This is a genomic window from Stenotrophomonas sp. INTA L402-1 (genome assembly GCF_059295135.1).
Window position 1 is genome coordinate 216347 of sequence record NZ_JCAFWP010000002.1, and the last position, 14698, is coordinate 231044.

The window sequence follows — 14698 nt, forward strand, 5'->3', positions numbered from 1 at the left end:
CCCCGCTTCATCCCCGTGACCCGGCTTCGGCCGGGTCACGTCGTTGCGGGCATGCGATACTCTGCGGTTCCCCTCGGCTTCACCCCGCGACCATGACCCGTACCGCGCTCGTCACCACCGCCCTGCCCTACGCCAACGGCCCGCTGCATCTGGGCCACCTGGTCGGCTACATCCAGGCCGACATCTGGGTGCGTGCGCGGCGAATGAGTGGCGGCAAGGCCTGGTTCGTCTGCGCCGACGATACCCACGGCACGCCGATCATGCTGGCCGCGGAAAAGGCCGGGGTCACCCCTGAAACCTTCATCGCCAACATCCAGGCCAGCCACGAACGTGACTTCGCCGCCTTTGGCGTGGCCTTCGATCACTACGACTCGACCAATTCGGCGGCCAACAAGGCGCTGACCGAGCAGTTCTACCTGAAGCTGGAAGCGGCCGGCCACATCAGCCGCCGCTCGGTGGCGCAGTTCTACGACCCGGCCAAGGGCATGTTCCTGCCCGACCGCTACGTCAAGGGCATCTGCCCGAACTGCGGCAGCCCCGACCAGTACGGCGACAACTGCGAAGTCTGCGGCGCCACCTATGCGCCGACCGACCTGAAGGAGCCGCGTTCGGTCATCTCCGGTGCCACGCCGGAAATGCGCGATTCGGAACACTTCTTCTTCGAGGTGGGCCACTTCGATGCATTCCTGCGCGAATGGCTGGCCGGCGATGTCGCCCTGCCGGGCGTGAAGGCCAAGCTGGGTGAGTGGCTCAATGCCGAAGGTGGCCTGCGCGCGTGGGACATCTCGCGCGATGCGCCTTACTTCGGTTTCCAGATTCCCGGCCAGCCGGGCAAGTACTTCTACGTCTGGCTGGATGCGCCGATCGGCTACCTGTCCAGCTTCCAGACCCTGTGCGGCAAGCTCGGCGAAGACTTCGAAGCGCATCTGCGCGCCGGCACCGCCACCGAGCTGCACCACTTCATCGGCAAGGACATCGTCAACTTCCACGGCCTGTTCTGGCCGGCGGTGCTGCATGGCACCGGCCACCGCGCGCCGACCCGCCTGCACGTCAACGGCTACCTGACCGTAGACGGCGCCAAGATGAGCAAATCGCGCGGCACCTTCGTGATGGCGCGTACCTTCCTCGACGCCGGCCTGGAGCCGGAAGCGCTGCGCTACTACTACGCCGCCAAGTCCGGCGGTGGCGTCGACGATCTCGACCTGAACCTGGGTGACTTCATCGCCCGCGTCAACGCCGACCTGGTCGGCAAGTTCGTCAACTTGGCCAGCCGCTGCGCCGGCTTCATCAGCAAGCGTTTCGACGGCCAGCTGGCTGCGCAGCTGCCTGATGCGGCGCAGTACCAGCGCTTCGTCGACGGCCTGGCACCGATCCGTGAAGCCTACGAGCGCAACGATCCGGCCGCGGCGATCCGCCTGACCATGACCCTGGCCGACGAAGCCAACCGCTACATCGACGACGTCAAGCCGTGGGTGATCGCCAAGCAGGATGGCGCCGACGCGCAGCTGCAGGCCGTGTGCAGCCAGGGCCTGAACCTGTTCCGCGTGCTGGTCACCGCCTTGAAGCCGGTGCTGCCGGCCACCGCTGCGCAGGCCGAGGCCTTCCTGGCCGCGCCGGTGACCGACTGGACCGAACTGGCGCAGCCGCTGCTGGGCCATCGCATCACCGAGTACACCCCGCTGTTCACCCGTATCGACCCGAAGAAGATTGACGCCATGATCGACGCCTCCAAGGACACCCTGCAGCCGGCCGCCGCTGCCGCCCCCGCCGCCAAGACCGACGCCGCCAAGCCGGCCGCACCGGCACCGGCACCGGCACCGGCCAAGGACGAAGCCAAGGGTGCCGATGCTCCGGCCTACATCGGCATCGACGATTTCGCCAAGCTCGACCTGCGCATCGGCAAGGTGCTGGTCTGCGAGTTCGTGGAAGGTTCTGACAAGCTGCTGCGCTTCGAACTGGACGCCGGCGAGCTGGGCAAGCGCCAGATCTTCTCCGGCATCCGCGCCAGCTACGGCGAGCCGGAGAAGCTGGTCGGCCGCAGTGTGGTGTTCATCGCCAACCTGGCCCCGCGCAAGATGCGCTTCGGCCTGAGCGAAGGCATGATCCTGTCGGCCGGTTTCGACGGCGGCGCGCTGGCGCTGCTGGACGCCGACAGCGGCGCGCAGCCGGGCATGCCGGTCCGCTGATGCCCGCAGCGGGCGTGGTTGCGGCCACGCCCGCCGGCAGCACCGGCCTCGGGGCAACGCGATGGGAGGCAACGGAATGGAACTGGCGCTGTTCGACTTCGACCACACCGTGACCACCTGCGATACCTATGGCCGATTCCTGCGCCGCGTGGCCACGGCCGAACAGCTGGCGCAGGCGTGGTGGAAAGTCGGCCCGTGGCTGGCCGCATACAAGCTGAAACTGATCTCGGCCGAGCGCATCCGCGCGCGCGTCACCCGTTTGACCTTCAGCGACCGCCACAGCGATGACATCGCCACGCTGGCCGCCGGCTTCTCGCGTGAGTTCCTGCCCGACGTGGTGCGCCCGGAAATGCTGGAGCAGATCCGCTGGCACAAGGAACAGCAGCACACCGTGGTGATCGTGTCCGGCTCGCTGGACCTGTATCTGCGGCCGTGGTGCGAACAGCTGGGCCTGCAGTTGATCTGCAATCGGCTGGAGAGCCAGGACGGCCGTCTCACAGGTCGCTATGCCGGTGGTGACTGTGGCCCGCGCAAGGTCGAGCACATCCGTCGCCAGTTCGATCTGTCACGCTACGTGCGCATCCATGCCTACGGTGACAGTTCCGAAGACAAGCCGATGCTGGCGCTGGCCCACGAGCGCTGGTTCCGTGGCAAACCCTTGAAGTAACCCCAACGCGCAGCCTTCGCCACGCATGAGCCTGATTCCTCCCCTGACCGAACGCCTCGACCGCCTGCTGCCGCAGACCCAATGCGGGCAATGCGGCTACGACGGCTGCCGCCCGTACGCGCAGGCCATGGCGCGCGGCGAGGCAGGCGTGGACCGCTGCCCGCCGGGCGGCGACGCTGGCGCGCGCGCACTGGCGCAGGTACTGGACGTACCCGCCATTCCGTTTGATCGTTCGCGCGGCGAGCACAAGGCGCCGCAGGTGGCATTGATCGTGGAAGCCGACTGCATCGGCTGCACCAAGTGCATCCAGGCCTGCCCGGTGGATGCCATCGTCGGTGGCGCCAAGTACATGCACACGGTCATTGCCGATCTGTGCACCGGTTGCGAGCTGTGCATTCCACCGTGCCCGGTGGATTGCATCGAGCTGGTGCCAACGTAGCCACCAGACCAACCGGCAGTCGAGCGGCGGGGTAGAGTCGACGGTTGCGCCTGCTCTTCGTTCCGGCGGCGCAAAACCCCGCGCTGCGCGCGATAGTCGAGTAACAGTCGACTCTACCCTCCGCTGGTGGGACCTGACCTTGCCTGCCGTTACGGTACCGCCGCCGTCACTACGATCTCGACCTTCCAGTCAGCGTGGGCCAGCTTGGCCTCGACCGTGGCACGCGCCGGGGTCGCACCCTCGACCACCCACTCATCCCACGCCTTGTTCATGCCGTCGAAGTCGGCCATGTCGGCCAGGAACACCTCGGCGCGCAGCACGTGCTGGCGGTCACTGGCGACCAACGCCAGCAGCTTGTCGATTTCTGCCAGCACCTGCCGGGTCTGGCCGGTGATGTCCTGGCTGGTGTCTTCCGGAATCTGGCCGGAGAGATAGGCGACCTTGTTGTATACGGTCATTTCGGACATGCGCGGTCCGACGTCGTAACGCTCCATCATGGGCGTGGCTCCTGCGGTTGATCAGGCCTGCATTGTCCTCCAAACCGGTCGACGGTGGGTGCACGGGCATCCTCCGCGACACGTCACTACCGGACTCGGACGGTCCCACTGGTCAAATGACGATGACAGGCGCACGATGCGCCACGCCCGCGTTGACACCGCCCTCGCCCCTCCTGCCGCACCCTTGCGCCGATGACCGCCCCCGTCGACTCCACCACCGCCTCTTCCACGCCAACCTGGAAGCGGGTTGCCACCATCGTCATCCCCCTGCTGATCCTCGCCCTGGCCCTGCACGGCCTGGCCAACGAGTTCGACGAGCACGGCTATCGCGCCATCCGCCAGGCGTTCCGGCAGCTCAGCGGCACGCAGATCGCGCTCACCGTGGTACTCGGCCTGGCCAGTTACGCCTGCCTGATCGGTTTCGATGCCATCGGCCTGCGTCGCAGCGGCATCCGCGTGCACCCCGCGCGCGTCGGCATCACCGCCTTCCTTGCGCACACGCTGGGCCAGACCGTGGGTTTTGCCGCGTTGACCGGCGGCGCGGTGCGCCTGCGTGGCTACCGCAGCGCCGGCCTGGACCTGGCGCAGATCGGCCAGGTGGTGCTGATGAGCACGCTCGGCTTCGTGTTCGGTGCATGGCTGCTGATCAGTGTGGCGCTGTGCATGGAACCGGCTGCCGCAGCCTTGGCACTGCCGCTGGATCCCAATGCGGTACGTATCGTCGGCATCGTCGCGTTGCTCGCCTACCTCGCCACGGTGCTGCTGGTCGGCCGCGATGGACGGCAGTTCAGCGTATTCGGTCATGCGTTGTGGCTGCCCGACCGCCGCACCATGATCGGTGTCACCGTCCTCAGCGTCATCGAGCTGGTGCTGGCCAGTGCCGCGTTCTACGTGCTGCTGCCGGACTCCACGCCCACCGGTCTACCAGGCTTCGTCGGGCTCTACCTGGTGGCAGTGCTGGCCGGCCTGGTCTCCACCGTGCCCGCGGGCCTGGGTGTGTTCGAGTGGAGCCTGCTGAAGCTGTTGCCGCAGGTGGCACCGGCAGCGGTGCTGGCGGCGGCGCTGATCTATCGCGTCACCTACTACGTGCTGCCGCTGGTGCTGGCCACCCTGCTCGCCCTTGCGCCTGCCCTGCGGCAGCCGCTGCAGGCCAGCGCCGGAGCAACGCGTGCCGGCTGGAACGCGCTGCGCCCGTGGCTGCCGCAGATCATCGCGCTGGCGGTGTTCAGCATCGGCGCCGCGCTGGTCATCGACGGCACGCTGCCGACGCCGCGCCGTCACCTGGTCAATGCCTCGCTGCCGATCCTGGAAACATCCCATCTGATCGGCAGCCTCAGCGGCGTTGCACTGCTGCTGATCGGCCAGGGCCTGGCCCGGCGCAGCCATGCGGCGTGGATGCTGGCGATGGCAGTGTGCGTGATCACCCCGCTGCCGCTGTGGCTGCGTGGTGGCCAGCTGTTGATCGCGGTCTCGGCAGTGCTGGTGGCGATGGCACTGTGGGCCGCACGCCGCGAGTTCTACCGCCAGGGTGCCCTGCTGGACGAAGCCTGGTCGTGGCCGTGGCTGCGCAATCTCGGCCTGGTGCTGGTTGCGGTCACCTGGCTGCTGTTCTTCACCTACAGTCATGTCGAATACCAGAACGAGCTGTGGTGGCAGTTCGCGGTGTCGGGCAATGCACCGCGCGCACTGCGTGCGTTGCTGGTGGTCGCCATCGCGCTGGTGATGTTCGGCCTGGCGCGGCTGCTGCACAGCACGCGCAGCCCGCTGCCAGCCGCCGACGAGGCCACGCTGCAATCACTGGCGCCGGTACTGGCCGGTGCCACCGATACCCAGGCCTGCCTGGTACTGACCGCCGACAAGGCGGTGCTGCGCGATGACGCGAAACAGGGCTTCGTGATGATGCAGCGCTACGGCGGTTCGCTGATCGCGATGGGCGATCCAGTCGGCCCGCCTGACGTGGCGCGCGCGTTGATCTGGCGCTTCCGCGAGGAAGCCGACCGGCTGGGCCTGCGCCCGGTGTTCTACCAGGTGGGCGAGACCTACTGGCAGACCTACCTCGACCTGGGCCTGGGCCTGGTCAAGCTGGGCGAGGAAGCGATGGTGCCGCTGCATGACTTCGGCCTGGAAGGCCGCGAACGCGCCGATCTGCGCCAAGCCTGGAACCGGGGCAAGCGCGGTGGCCTGACCTTCCGCGTGGCACCGGTGGAGGAAATTCCCAGCCTGCTGCCGCGCCTGCACGCAATTTCCAATGCATGGCTGGAAGACAAGGCCGGCGATGAGAAGGGCTTCTCGCTGGGCAGCTACGACCCGGATTACCTGGTGCGCTTCCCGGTGGCGCTGGTCGAGGCCGAGGGCCAGATCGTGGCGTTCGCCAACCTGTGGCAGGCACCGGCCGGCGCCGAGCTGTCGGTCGACCTGATGCGCCACGTCAACGAAGCACCGAAGGGCACGATGGACTTCCTCTTCATCGAACTGTTCCTGTGGGGCCGCGCGCAGGGCTATGCGCGTTTCTCGCTGGGCATGGCACCGTTGTCCGGGCTGGCACAGCATCGGCTGGCCGGTCGCTGGAACCGACTGGCCGGCCTGCTGGCGCGGCACGGCGAACGCTTCTACGGATTCAGTGGCCTGCGCCGCTTCAAATCGAAGTTCGATCCGCAGTGGCGGCCGCGCTATCTCGCCGCGCCCGGCGGCATGCATCTGCCGGCCGCGCTCCTGGATGCCACGCGCCTGATCTCGCTGGATCCGCGGCGGAATTGAAGCCGCGATCCGCCAGGCATGACCCGGCGCTACCTGCCACCCGGTAGGTGTCGACCTTGGTCGACACGCTCATTCCACGGCACCTTCAGCCCCAGCACCGACCAAGGTCGGCGTCTACCAACAGCCGTCGAGCGTGGCTCGACGCTACATGCGCCGGGTAGGTGTCGACCTTGGTCGACACGCTCATCCCGCGGCGCCTTCAGCCCCGGCGCCGGCCAAGGTCGGCGGCGTCTACCAACAGCCGTCGAGCGTGGCTCGACGCTACATGCGCCTGGTAGGTGTCGACCTTGGTCGACACGCTCATTCCACGGCTCCTTCAGCCCCAGCGCCGACCAAGGTCGGCGTCTACCAAACGCTACACCCCGCCCTTCAGGATCACTTCGGCGAGGCGATCGTAGTCACCTCCGAAATGGTGATCGCCCGCCAGCTTCACTTTCCTCACGCCGTCATTGGCCGGCAGGTCCGGGCACAGCGCGTCCTCATCCTTGTCGCCGTACACGCACAGCGTTTTTTCCGCCGGCAGCCTGGCCACTTCCGGTGCGATCGGCAGGCCGTCGCCGCCACCGCCCAGCCAGTTGCTGACATGGAATTCGAAGTCGGCCTTCCTGCCCACCGACAGCAGCACGATGCGCTCCAGCGCCTCACGGGTGCCAGCGTCGAGCTGGTTGATGGTGGCCGGCAGCACATCGGCGCCCTGCGAGAAACCGATCAACATCACCTTGTCGCGGTGCCATTGCTGGCGGTAGTGGTCGATGATCTTCTGCAGGTCGCCCGCAAAGCCCTTCGGAGTGCGCTCGCTCCAGAAGTAGCGCAGCGAATCGATGCCGACGACCGCCACGCCATGCTCGTTGAGTGACGACGCCACGTTCTTGTCCAGGCCAGCCCAGCCACCGTCACCGGAGACGAACACGGCCAGCGTGTCACCGTTGCCGGTCGCCGGTACTTCCACCACGGGCAGGCCCTTCAGTGCAGCAGGCGGCGGTGCCAGGCTGACGCCGGCCTGCGCGCCGATCACCCGTGCCGCAGCCACCAGGCCCGGTGACGCATCACCGCGCGCGGTGCGCTTGAACTCGCGTGCCATCGCGACCTGCTGCACGAACGCGCTGGCCTGGCCGACCTTGCAGCCGCGGTCACCGGCCGCGCTCAACCACGGAAAATTCAGTTCGGCCGGCTGCAGCCTGTCGTGCTTCACACCATCGCCGCAGACCATGCGCTGGTGGTTGTGGTCCGGGCAGAAGCCGGTGGTCAGTACGCCGGCGAACACCTGGGTATCGGCCTGCGCTGCCAGCGAATAGGCCATCTCGGCACCTTCTCCATCACCGCCGACCAGCGGCAGGTGGTAGCCGGGCAGATGCAGCGAGGCCTGCAGCCAACGTGAGAAATTCTCGACGTCACCGGAACCGAACGAACAGGTCGGGTCCCCCTCGCGCTTGAGCACACCGCGCAGGTGCGCAATGTCCACTGCCGCGACCAGCGCGCCATCGGCACGCAGGGCCTCGATCGGCAGGCGGCTGGTGTCACCACCGGCCGTGGGTTCGTGGAACCAGATCACCACCCGTTGCGGCGTGCCGGATGGCATGTGCACCGGAATCTGCTCGAACCGCCCATGGCTGAACTGCTGCGGGGTCACGGCCGCCGTTGCCGGCAGCGCGGCCAGCGCCAGTACCACACCCATTGCCCTGCCCAGCCCTGCACGCTTCATATCGCATCCCCGATGGAGTGCGCACACGATACGCCGCCGCCGCGTGCACGGCACGTACCGGCGCAGGCCGTTGGGGATTCAGTGGGCCGCGGCCCGACGGCTGCGACGGTACAGCGCCATCGCCAGATACAACAGCCAGCCAACGATCACCGCGATCACCACTTTCTGTCCCAGCCCACGCGGTGGTCCACCACGCCACAGCACATGCAGCCACAGCAGCACAAAGGCCAGCCATGCCCAGCCCCAGAGCAGGCCCGCAGCGGACTGCCAACCCGGTTCGCGGCGCAGGTACCAGGCCTGCAGCAGCATGCCGACGCTGGCACACAGGAACGCCGTGTTGGCTGCCAGCCCATGGATGAACGGTGCCAGCAGCGGTGTTGCTTCAGGCAGCCAGCTGTCGCCGATGGCGACCGTCGCCAGGCCCAGCGCGGAAACCGTGAACAGCAACGGTGCGGCCGCACTGCGCCGCGGGCCGATGCTGCCGCGATACAGCGCAATGCCAAGCGCCGCAATGGCCAGCGCCAGCAGGCAGTAGGCAGCGCGCAATGCCAGCCCCCACGGCCCGTGCAGGTACAGGCTCAAGGTCGCCCGCACCCAGTCCAGATCACTGCGCGCAACCTGGGTCCACAGCGCGGTGGCCACGAACAGCACCAGTGCCACCAGCGCCAGCACCGCCGCCGGGCGTGCACGGCTCATGGTGCGGCCTCTGGATGCCGCGTCTTCCACTCGGCCAGCGCCTTGCGGTAGCGCTGCAGCTCATCGGAATACAGGTCCAGCACACACAGCGGGCAACCACTGCCGCAGCATTCGTTGGGGCCGGGTTCTTCCGGTGGCAGCGGGCGGGGATCGGGATCAGGGACGGACACGGTCGGAAACGGCAATCATTGGAAACAGGTCACCAGTGTACCGGGCCGGCTCAAACGCCCAGCTGACGTCGCAGGTTGTCACGGGCGGCCGCGTCCAGGCGCTGGTGGAAGAACTCGCTGAGGAAGATCCGCGGAGCGCGCAGCAGGCCCTGCAGGAAGCGGCGACGGCCGGCACGGTACAGGAAGCCCGGCACCACCCCTTTGTATTCTTCGGCCACGCCACGGTCATAGGCAGCGAACACCGGCTCCGGCGCGGCCAGGATGGCCATGTCGCAGTCCAGGAACAGCGCCGCCTCGGCATCCACATCCTCTGGACCAAGCGCGCCGTGGCGGGCGGTCAGCAGGATCAATTGCTCCACGCGAGCGGCGTCGACAGTGGCAAGCTCTGGCGCCTGTGCGATCGCCTGCAGAGCCAGCTGCGCCGAACGCGCCTCGTTGTCCTTGCGCCCCGCCTGATAGATCGCATCGTGATAGAGCACGGCCAGATAGATCTCGGCCGGCTGCTTCCAGCCGGGGCCGTCGGCGACCTCCTGGCAGTGCTGCAGCACCGCGCGCACATGGCCGAAGTGGTGGTAGGCCCGTGGCGGCGTTGCATAGCTGTCCTGCAGCGCCTGCCACTGCGCCGGGGCAAGCGTCAGCGGTGAGAAGTCCATGACCGGATCATCCCGCCTGCGCCGGCGCCGGGCAAGCTGGCGGTTTTTTCACCACGCACTCACAACGCTTGCCGGGCGGGGCCCGGAGCCAGTTGTCCACAGCTTTGTCGAGCGCTGGTCCACACCGGTTGTGGATGAACGCGGCGCCGACCAACGGTCGCTGCAGCCGGACATCCATGGGCATACACTCGCCACAGGCGGGAGCGCCCGCCGCTGCCGGGAACCGTCATGCACCGTTCTGCCGCCCATTGCCTCGCTCTTTCGCTGCTGGCCTTCTGTGCTCCTGCCTTCAGCGCAGGCCAGGCACCGCCCGCCGATGTGGTGACGACCCCGACCATCACCGTGTCGGCCGCACGTGTGCCGACCCCGGAAGAAGTGTTCGCCATTCCCGCGGACCTGCGTGCGATGCTCCAGAAGCAGGTGATCCAGCGCAGCTACTCCCGCGACCAGCGGCTGCAGGCGCTCGTGGAGATGATCTTCGACCAGCACGGGCTGGACCTGCAGTACGACGCCAATGCGACCTACACCGTCAGCGATATCTGGCAGCACCGCCGCGCCAACTGCCTGGCCTTCACCCTGCTGTTCGTGACGCTTGCGCGGGAGGCTGGCATCCAGGCCCGCGTGCAGGAAGTCGGGCAGGTGGTGTCCTGGTACCAGGACCAGGACGCGGGCGTGGTCTACAGCGTCGGCCACGTCAACGCCGGTGTCGACGTCGGTGGGCGTTTCGGTACCGTCGATCTGGACCGCAATGTGCTCTATGACCGCCGCGGCCCGGTTCCCGTCAGCCGTGCGCGGGCGTTGGCGCACTTCTACAACAACCGGGGTGCGGAGCGCCTCGCCGACGGTGATTTCGTCGGCGCGCGTGCATTCTTCGACGCGTCCCTGGCTCAGGACAGCGGGTTCGCTCCGGTGTGGAACAACCTCGGCGTGCTCGACCACCGCGAAGGCAACAACGAGGCGGCGCGGCAGGCGCTGGACCGATCGCTGCAGCTGGAAGGCCGCCAGGATGCCGCACTGACCAATGCCTCCGCGCTGTTCCGCAGCCTGGGCTTGACCGCGCAGGCGCAGTCACTTGAGCGCCGGTTGAAGTCGGTGCAGCGCGAAGACCCGTTCGCGCAGTACATGTTCGGCGCCAAGGCCGAACGTGCCGGCCAGCTGGACCAGGCGATCCGCTATTACCGGCAGGCCGTGCGCCTGTATGACACCGCGCATCAGTTCCACTTCGGGCTGGCACGCGTCTATTTCCTGGCTGGCCAGCTCAAGCGCGCCGATCGCGAACTGCTGCGTGCGCAGGAACTGGGGGGCGCGCCGGAGCAGGCGCGCTACCAGGCCAAACTGGACAGCCTGGCCCGCTGGCGCGCGCAGCAGCAGGCCAAGCGCTGAAGGCGATCAGGCCTTCTTGAGGAAGCAGGTCTTCAGGACCAGGCCCTTGATCTTGTCCGAGTTGCCTTCGATGTGCTCGGCGTCATCCTCGACCAGGCGGATGTTGCGGATCACGGTGCCCTGCTTGAGCGGGATCGAGGAGCCCTTGACCTTCAGGTCCTTGATCACGGTGACGGTGTCGCCGGCCTGCAGGGTGTTGCCGTTGCTGTCACGCACGACCAGGGTGGAACCGGCGCTTTCCTCGGCGGTCCATTCGAAACCGCAGTCGGCGCAGATCCACAGCGCACCATCGGCGTAGGTGTTTTCCAGGGTGCACTGCGGGCAGGCGGGGGCAGAAGACATCAGCAAGTACCTCAAAGTGAATCAACAGCCGCCATTGTAACCGCCTGGCTCCCTGCCCTTTTCCGGCCAGCGCCCGGCGGCTCGCATGACCCGATCCGGAACCCCCATCCAGAACAGAAGGCCGCAGGAACTTGCAGTCGGCGACGAACTGCAGCAGAGTGCGCGGCCCCTGATCGCCCCCCGGAACTCCCCATGCGCCTCGGCATCGACTTCGGTACCAGCAACTCCGCCGCCGCCATCGTGCATGAGGGGAAACTGCTGCCGATCCGCTTCGGCGACGCCGAGCAGTTCCGCACCAGCGTGTACTTCCCTGGCGTGGTGCCCGACCCGGACGACTTCCAGCTCGACGCCGGCCAGGAACACGAGCTTCAGCAGATGATCGACAGCGCCGCGCGCGCGGCCCGCGCCGCCGGCCAGGAACGCACGCCGCAGGCGCTGCGCCGCGAAGCCCTGCGCGCACTGCGCCGGGAATGGATGGAAGCCCGCGCCGGCAAGGAGCGCAGCGCCAGCGACCTGCTGCAGAACGCGGTCTACGGCGACGACGCGCTGGAAGCCTATTTCGAGGAACACGAAGGCAACCTGGTGCAGAGCCCGAAGTCGATGCTGGGCTACAACCTGCACCCGCGCGCGAAGCAGACCATCACCGGCATCGCCGCGCACATCCTCGAGCACATCCGCCTGACCGCCAGCGCCCAGCTTGGCCAGCCGCTGCGTGCCGCCCTGCTCGGCCGCCCGGTGCAGTTCCGCAGCTCGATCGGCGCGGCCGGCAACGATCAGGCACTGGACATCCTGCGCGAAGCCGCCACCCAGGCCGGTTTCGACCAGATCGATTTCCTCGAGGAACCGGCCGCGGCGGCCATGCATTACCACGCCGAAAGCCGCGAGCGGCACCAGGCGGTGATCGTTGATATCGGCGGCGGTACCACCGATATCGCCCACGCCGAGGTTGGTGGCGATGCTGCGCCGCGCATCCACCGCGCCTGGGGTATCGCCCGTGGCGGTACCGACATCGATCTGGCGCTGAGCCTGTCCAGCTACATGCCGCTGTTCGGCCGCGGCATCACCCGCGTACCCGCCCACCACTACGTGGAAGCCGCCACCGTGCAGGACATGACGCGCCAGCGCGACTTCCGCCAGCACAAATACGATCACGTCGACGACCCGTGGGGCGCGCGCCTGCAGGCCCTGCAGGACACCGGCAATACCGCCCGCCTGTACCGCGATGTCGAACGCGCCAAGATTGCCCTCAGCGCCGCCAGCGAACACCGCAGCACGCTGGACTACATCGCCCGCGACCTGCATGCCGACAGCAGCGCCGACGGCCTGGCCGCCGCCGCCCATGGCTACCTGGAGCAGATCCGCGAGCTGCTGGCCCAGGTCCGCAGCGACATCGGCGGCGACCCGGACGCGGTGTTCCTGACCGGCGGCATGTCCCGTGCCGGCTACCTGCGCCAGGCCGTGGCCGAGGCCTTCCCGGGGGCCCGCATGGTCCACGGCGAGCCCTCGCTGGGCGTGGTCCAGGGCCTTGCGCTGGCGGCAGCCAGCCAGGATTAACAAAACGTTACGCGGTCTAAGTTACTCTTGGTCGGCTAGAACCACGCTGCACCTTCCGCCGGCCACGCCGGTGTGTGTCCACAGTGCAGCCTGGCCCGCCCCGCGGGCCTAGCGGCCATGCCTTCCTGGCTCGTTCATGGTCCGCGCAGCACCTGAGCCGCCATCGAGACCCGCTTTGGGCACCCGCCAGGCCCCTGTGGCCTTACAACCTGACGCAGCACCTGCACCCATCGACTGCCGCCGTTGTGACGCGGTCTGTTGCCGGCTGCCCGTGCTGCTGCAGCCCGGCGACCACGTGCCCGGCCAGTTCCTGTCACGCGACACCCACGGCCGTGCCGTGATGGCGCGCAACGAGGAAGGCTGGTGCGCGGCGATCGATCCCTATCACCTGCGCTGCACGATCTATTCGCAGCGCCCGGCGATCTGCCGCCAGTTTTCGATGGGCGGCGATGACTGCCGCCGCGAGCGGCAGGACTACCTGCGCCAGGCCGATGCCTGGGCGCTTTCCTCCCCTTCCACCTGACAGGAGCAACCATGCCCCGCAAGGCAAAGACCCCCGCGAAGGCCAGCAACAGCATCCGCAGCGAACGCAAGGGCGCGGCCGCCAGCACTGTGGTCAGCAGCGATTCGATCGCTTCGGACCTGGCAGCGTTCCGCAAGGCCGGTGGCAAGATCGAAGTCCTCGGCACCACCTGGGCGCTGAAGAAAGCCAGCTGACCCAGTATCGACCGCGGCGGCGCTGCCGCCGCGGCCTGCCGGATCGCGTTCAGCGGTCCAGGCGTACCCGCACACCGCCCGAATGCGACTGGATGCGGATGTCACCGTCACCGCCGCCCAGACGCGTATCGAGGTGGCTGCCCGGCCCATAGCGCGGCCGCTCCACCTGCCCGGCATCGCTGTTGATCGATCCGCTGAAGCTGTTCACCGACAGCTGTGCCGACACCGTGCGCGGCAGGCTCAGCGTGACCGAGGCACTGACCGATTCGACGTTGATGCGGCCGCCGGGAGCCAAACCGGCCGCTGCCAGATCGATGCTGCCCGAGACGGTCTCCACCGCCAGCCGCTGCACGCGCCCGGCATCCACCTCGACCCGGCCGGACACCGTCTGCGCACCGATATCACCGGACACGCCGCCGCCGGCCTCGATCCGGCCACTGACCGTGTTCACGTCCAGCTTCGGCGTCTGCAGGCGTGCGCTGACGCTGCCACTGACCGTGTTGAGCTTGCTGTCGCCACTGCGGCCAGCCGCGCTCAGGCTGCCGCTGACCGTGTCGGCCTGCAGCCGTCGCACATCGATGCCACTGATGTCCTGGCTGGCGCTGACCGTGCTCAGCAGCAGCTCCACCGAGCGCGGCACGTTCAGTACCAGCGTCGCGCCACCATTGCTGCTGCGGCGCGGGTATTCGATCTCCCAGCGCACACGGTTGGCACTTTTCTCCTGACGCAGCTGCAGGCCGTCGCTGAGCGTGCCGGTGAGCTGCACGTCATTGCGGTCCCAGCCACGCACGGTCACCTTGCCGGCCACATTGCTCAGCTCGATGCGACCGCCCGCGGCCAGGGTGTGGCGCTCGTCGATACGGGTGTCGGCCAGCGCCACGGCAGGGGCCAGCAGCAGCGCGACACAGCAGGAAATCAGGGTTCGGGTCATGGGG

General features: G+C 67.9%; 15 protein-coding genes. 8 read left to right on the forward strand and 7 right to left on the reverse strand.

The window, feature by feature from the left end; translation table 11 throughout:
• Positions 1-92: 92 nt before the first annotated feature.
• The 3 genes from metG (at position 93) to rnfB (ending at position 3292) form a co-directional block, all read left to right on the forward strand.
• Entirely contained in the window at positions 93-2186 is a 2094-nt protein-coding gene (gene metG / locus AC5O77_RS03700; RefSeq protein WP_182266497.1) for a methionine--tRNA ligase, read from the forward strand.
• A 76-nt stretch (positions 2187-2262) separates the two neighbouring features.
• Complete coding sequence (locus AC5O77_RS03705; protein WP_049463206.1) at positions 2263-2853, forward strand: HAD family hydrolase; 591 nt, start codon at positions 2263-2265, stop codon at positions 2851-2853.
• A gap of 25 nt (positions 2854-2878) precedes the next feature.
• Positions 2879-3292 carry an Rnf electron transport complex subunit RnfB gene (rnfB, locus tag AC5O77_RS03710; protein WP_080291848.1) on the forward strand — a complete coding sequence of 138 codons (414 nt, stop codon included), beginning with the start codon at positions 2879-2881 and terminating at the stop codon, positions 3290-3292.
• 149 nt (positions 3293-3441) lie between these two features.
• On the opposite strand, the gene AC5O77_RS03715 is transcribed toward rnfB, so the two are convergent.
• The gene (locus AC5O77_RS03715) at positions 3442-3789 is read right to left on the reverse strand and encodes a RidA family protein (RefSeq protein WP_005410556.1); all 348 of its coding nucleotides are present in this window, start codon (positions 3787-3789) and stop codon (positions 3442-3444) included.
• 192 nt (positions 3790-3981) lie between these two features.
• On the opposite strand from AC5O77_RS03715, the gene mprF reads away from it, so the two are divergent.
• Positions 3982-6546, forward strand: a complete 2565-nt coding sequence (gene mprF, locus AC5O77_RS03720) for a bifunctional lysylphosphatidylglycerol flippase/synthetase MprF (protein WP_125893956.1) — start codon at positions 3982-3984, stop codon at positions 6544-6546.
• A 355-nt stretch (positions 6547-6901) separates the two neighbouring features.
• Here mprF and AC5O77_RS03725 read toward each other — a convergent pair whose 3' ends face one another.
• The 4 genes from AC5O77_RS03725 to AC5O77_RS03740 form a co-directional block, all read right to left on the reverse strand.
• Complete coding sequence (locus tag AC5O77_RS03725; protein WP_494506484.1) at positions 6902-8248, reverse strand: virulence factor family protein; 1347 nt, start codon at positions 8246-8248, stop codon at positions 6902-6904.
• 78 nt (positions 8249-8326) lie between these two features.
• The gene (locus AC5O77_RS03730; protein ID WP_032130397.1) at positions 8327-8944 is read right to left on the reverse strand and encodes a DUF998 domain-containing protein; all 618 of its coding nucleotides are present in this window, start codon (positions 8942-8944) and stop codon (positions 8327-8329) included.
• Complete coding sequence (locus AC5O77_RS03735; protein WP_049398321.1) at positions 8941-9114, reverse strand: oxidoreductase-like domain-containing protein; 174 nt, start codon at positions 9112-9114, stop codon at positions 8941-8943. The genes AC5O77_RS03730 and AC5O77_RS03735 overlap by 4 nt, the downstream gene beginning before the upstream one ends.
• Positions 9115-9164: 50 nt before the next feature.
• On the reverse strand, positions 9165-9767 hold the full coding sequence (locus AC5O77_RS03740; protein ID WP_125893954.1) for an HD domain-containing protein: 603 nt from the start codon (positions 9765-9767) through the stop codon (positions 9165-9167).
• A gap of 228 nt (positions 9768-9995) precedes the next feature.
• On the opposite strand from AC5O77_RS03740, the gene AC5O77_RS03745 reads away from it, so the two are divergent.
• The gene (locus tag AC5O77_RS03745) at positions 9996-11150 is read left to right on the forward strand and encodes a tetratricopeptide repeat protein (protein ID WP_494506485.1); all 1155 of its coding nucleotides are present in this window, start codon (positions 9996-9998) and stop codon (positions 11148-11150) included.
• A gap of 6 nt (positions 11151-11156) precedes the next feature.
• On the opposite strand, the gene AC5O77_RS03750 is transcribed toward AC5O77_RS03745, so the two are convergent.
• Positions 11157-11492 (reverse strand): zinc ribbon domain-containing protein YjdM, encoded by a 336-nt coding sequence (locus AC5O77_RS03750; RefSeq protein ID WP_010482882.1) that lies wholly within the window; start codon positions 11490-11492, stop codon positions 11157-11159.
• A gap of 192 nt (positions 11493-11684) precedes the next feature.
• Between AC5O77_RS03750 and AC5O77_RS03755 the strand changes: the two genes are divergently transcribed.
• The 3 genes from AC5O77_RS03755 (at position 11685) to AC5O77_RS03765 (ending at position 13763) form a co-directional block, all read left to right on the forward strand.
• Positions 11685-13046: an Hsp70 family protein gene (locus AC5O77_RS03755; protein WP_071228695.1), complete on the forward strand. Its 1362-nt coding sequence runs from the start codon at positions 11685-11687 to the stop codon at positions 13044-13046.
• Positions 13047-13275: 229 nt separating this feature from the next.
• Positions 13276-13569: a YkgJ family cysteine cluster protein gene (locus AC5O77_RS03760; RefSeq protein ID WP_053462562.1), complete on the forward strand. Its 294-nt coding sequence runs from the start codon at positions 13276-13278 to the stop codon at positions 13567-13569.
• 11 nt (positions 13570-13580) lie between these two features.
• Positions 13581-13763, forward strand: a complete 183-nt coding sequence (locus tag AC5O77_RS03765) for a hypothetical protein (RefSeq protein ID WP_005410566.1) — start codon at positions 13581-13583, stop codon at positions 13761-13763.
• A gap of 49 nt (positions 13764-13812) precedes the next feature.
• Here AC5O77_RS03765 and AC5O77_RS03770 read toward each other — a convergent pair whose 3' ends face one another.
• Positions 13813-14694, reverse strand: a complete 882-nt coding sequence (locus tag AC5O77_RS03770; protein ID WP_494506486.1) for a DUF4097 family beta strand repeat-containing protein — start codon at positions 14692-14694, stop codon at positions 13813-13815.
• Between the last annotated feature and the right edge of the window lie 4 nt (positions 14695-14698).

Excerpts from the sequence above, each read along its gene's own strand:
- mprF (WP_125893956.1), top strand. The coding sequence starts at position 3,982 with ATGACCGCCCCCGTCGACTCCACCACCGCCTCTTCCACGCCAACCTGG.
- AC5O77_RS03745 (WP_494506485.1), top strand. The coding sequence starts at position 9,996 with ATGCACCGTTCTGCCGCCCATTGCCTCGCTCTTTCGCTGCTGGCCTTC.
- AC5O77_RS03765 (WP_005410566.1), top strand. The coding sequence starts at position 13,581 with ATGCCCCGCAAGGCAAAGACCCCCGCGAAGGCCAGCAACAGCATCCGC.
- AC5O77_RS03730 (WP_032130397.1), bottom strand. The coding sequence starts at position 8,944 with ATGAGCCGTGCACGCCCGGCGGCGGTGCTGGCGCTGGTGGCACTGGTG.
- AC5O77_RS03750 (WP_010482882.1), bottom strand. The coding sequence starts at position 11,492 with ATGTCTTCTGCCCCCGCCTGCCCGCAGTGCACCCTGGAAAACACCTAC.
- rnfB (WP_080291848.1), top strand. The coding sequence starts at position 2,879 with ATGAGCCTGATTCCTCCCCTGACCGAACGCCTCGACCGCCTGCTGCCG.
- AC5O77_RS03755 (WP_071228695.1), top strand. The coding sequence starts at position 11,685 with ATGCGCCTCGGCATCGACTTCGGTACCAGCAACTCCGCCGCCGCCATC.
- metG (WP_182266497.1), top strand. The coding sequence starts at position 93 with ATGACCCGTACCGCGCTCGTCACCACCGCCCTGCCCTACGCCAACGGC.
- AC5O77_RS03705 (WP_049463206.1), top strand. The coding sequence starts at position 2,263 with ATGGAACTGGCGCTGTTCGACTTCGACCACACCGTGACCACCTGCGAT.
- AC5O77_RS03725 (WP_494506484.1), bottom strand. The coding sequence starts at position 8,248 with ATGAAGCGTGCAGGGCTGGGCAGGGCAATGGGTGTGGTACTGGCGCTG.
- AC5O77_RS03715 (WP_005410556.1), bottom strand. The coding sequence starts at position 3,789 with ATGATGGAGCGTTACGACGTCGGACCGCGCATGTCCGAAATGACCGTA.
- AC5O77_RS03740 (WP_125893954.1), bottom strand. The coding sequence starts at position 9,767 with ATGGACTTCTCACCGCTGACGCTTGCCCCGGCGCAGTGGCAGGCGCTG.
- AC5O77_RS03770 (WP_494506486.1), bottom strand. The coding sequence starts at position 14,694 with ATGACCCGAACCCTGATTTCCTGCTGTGTCGCGCTGCTGCTGGCCCCT.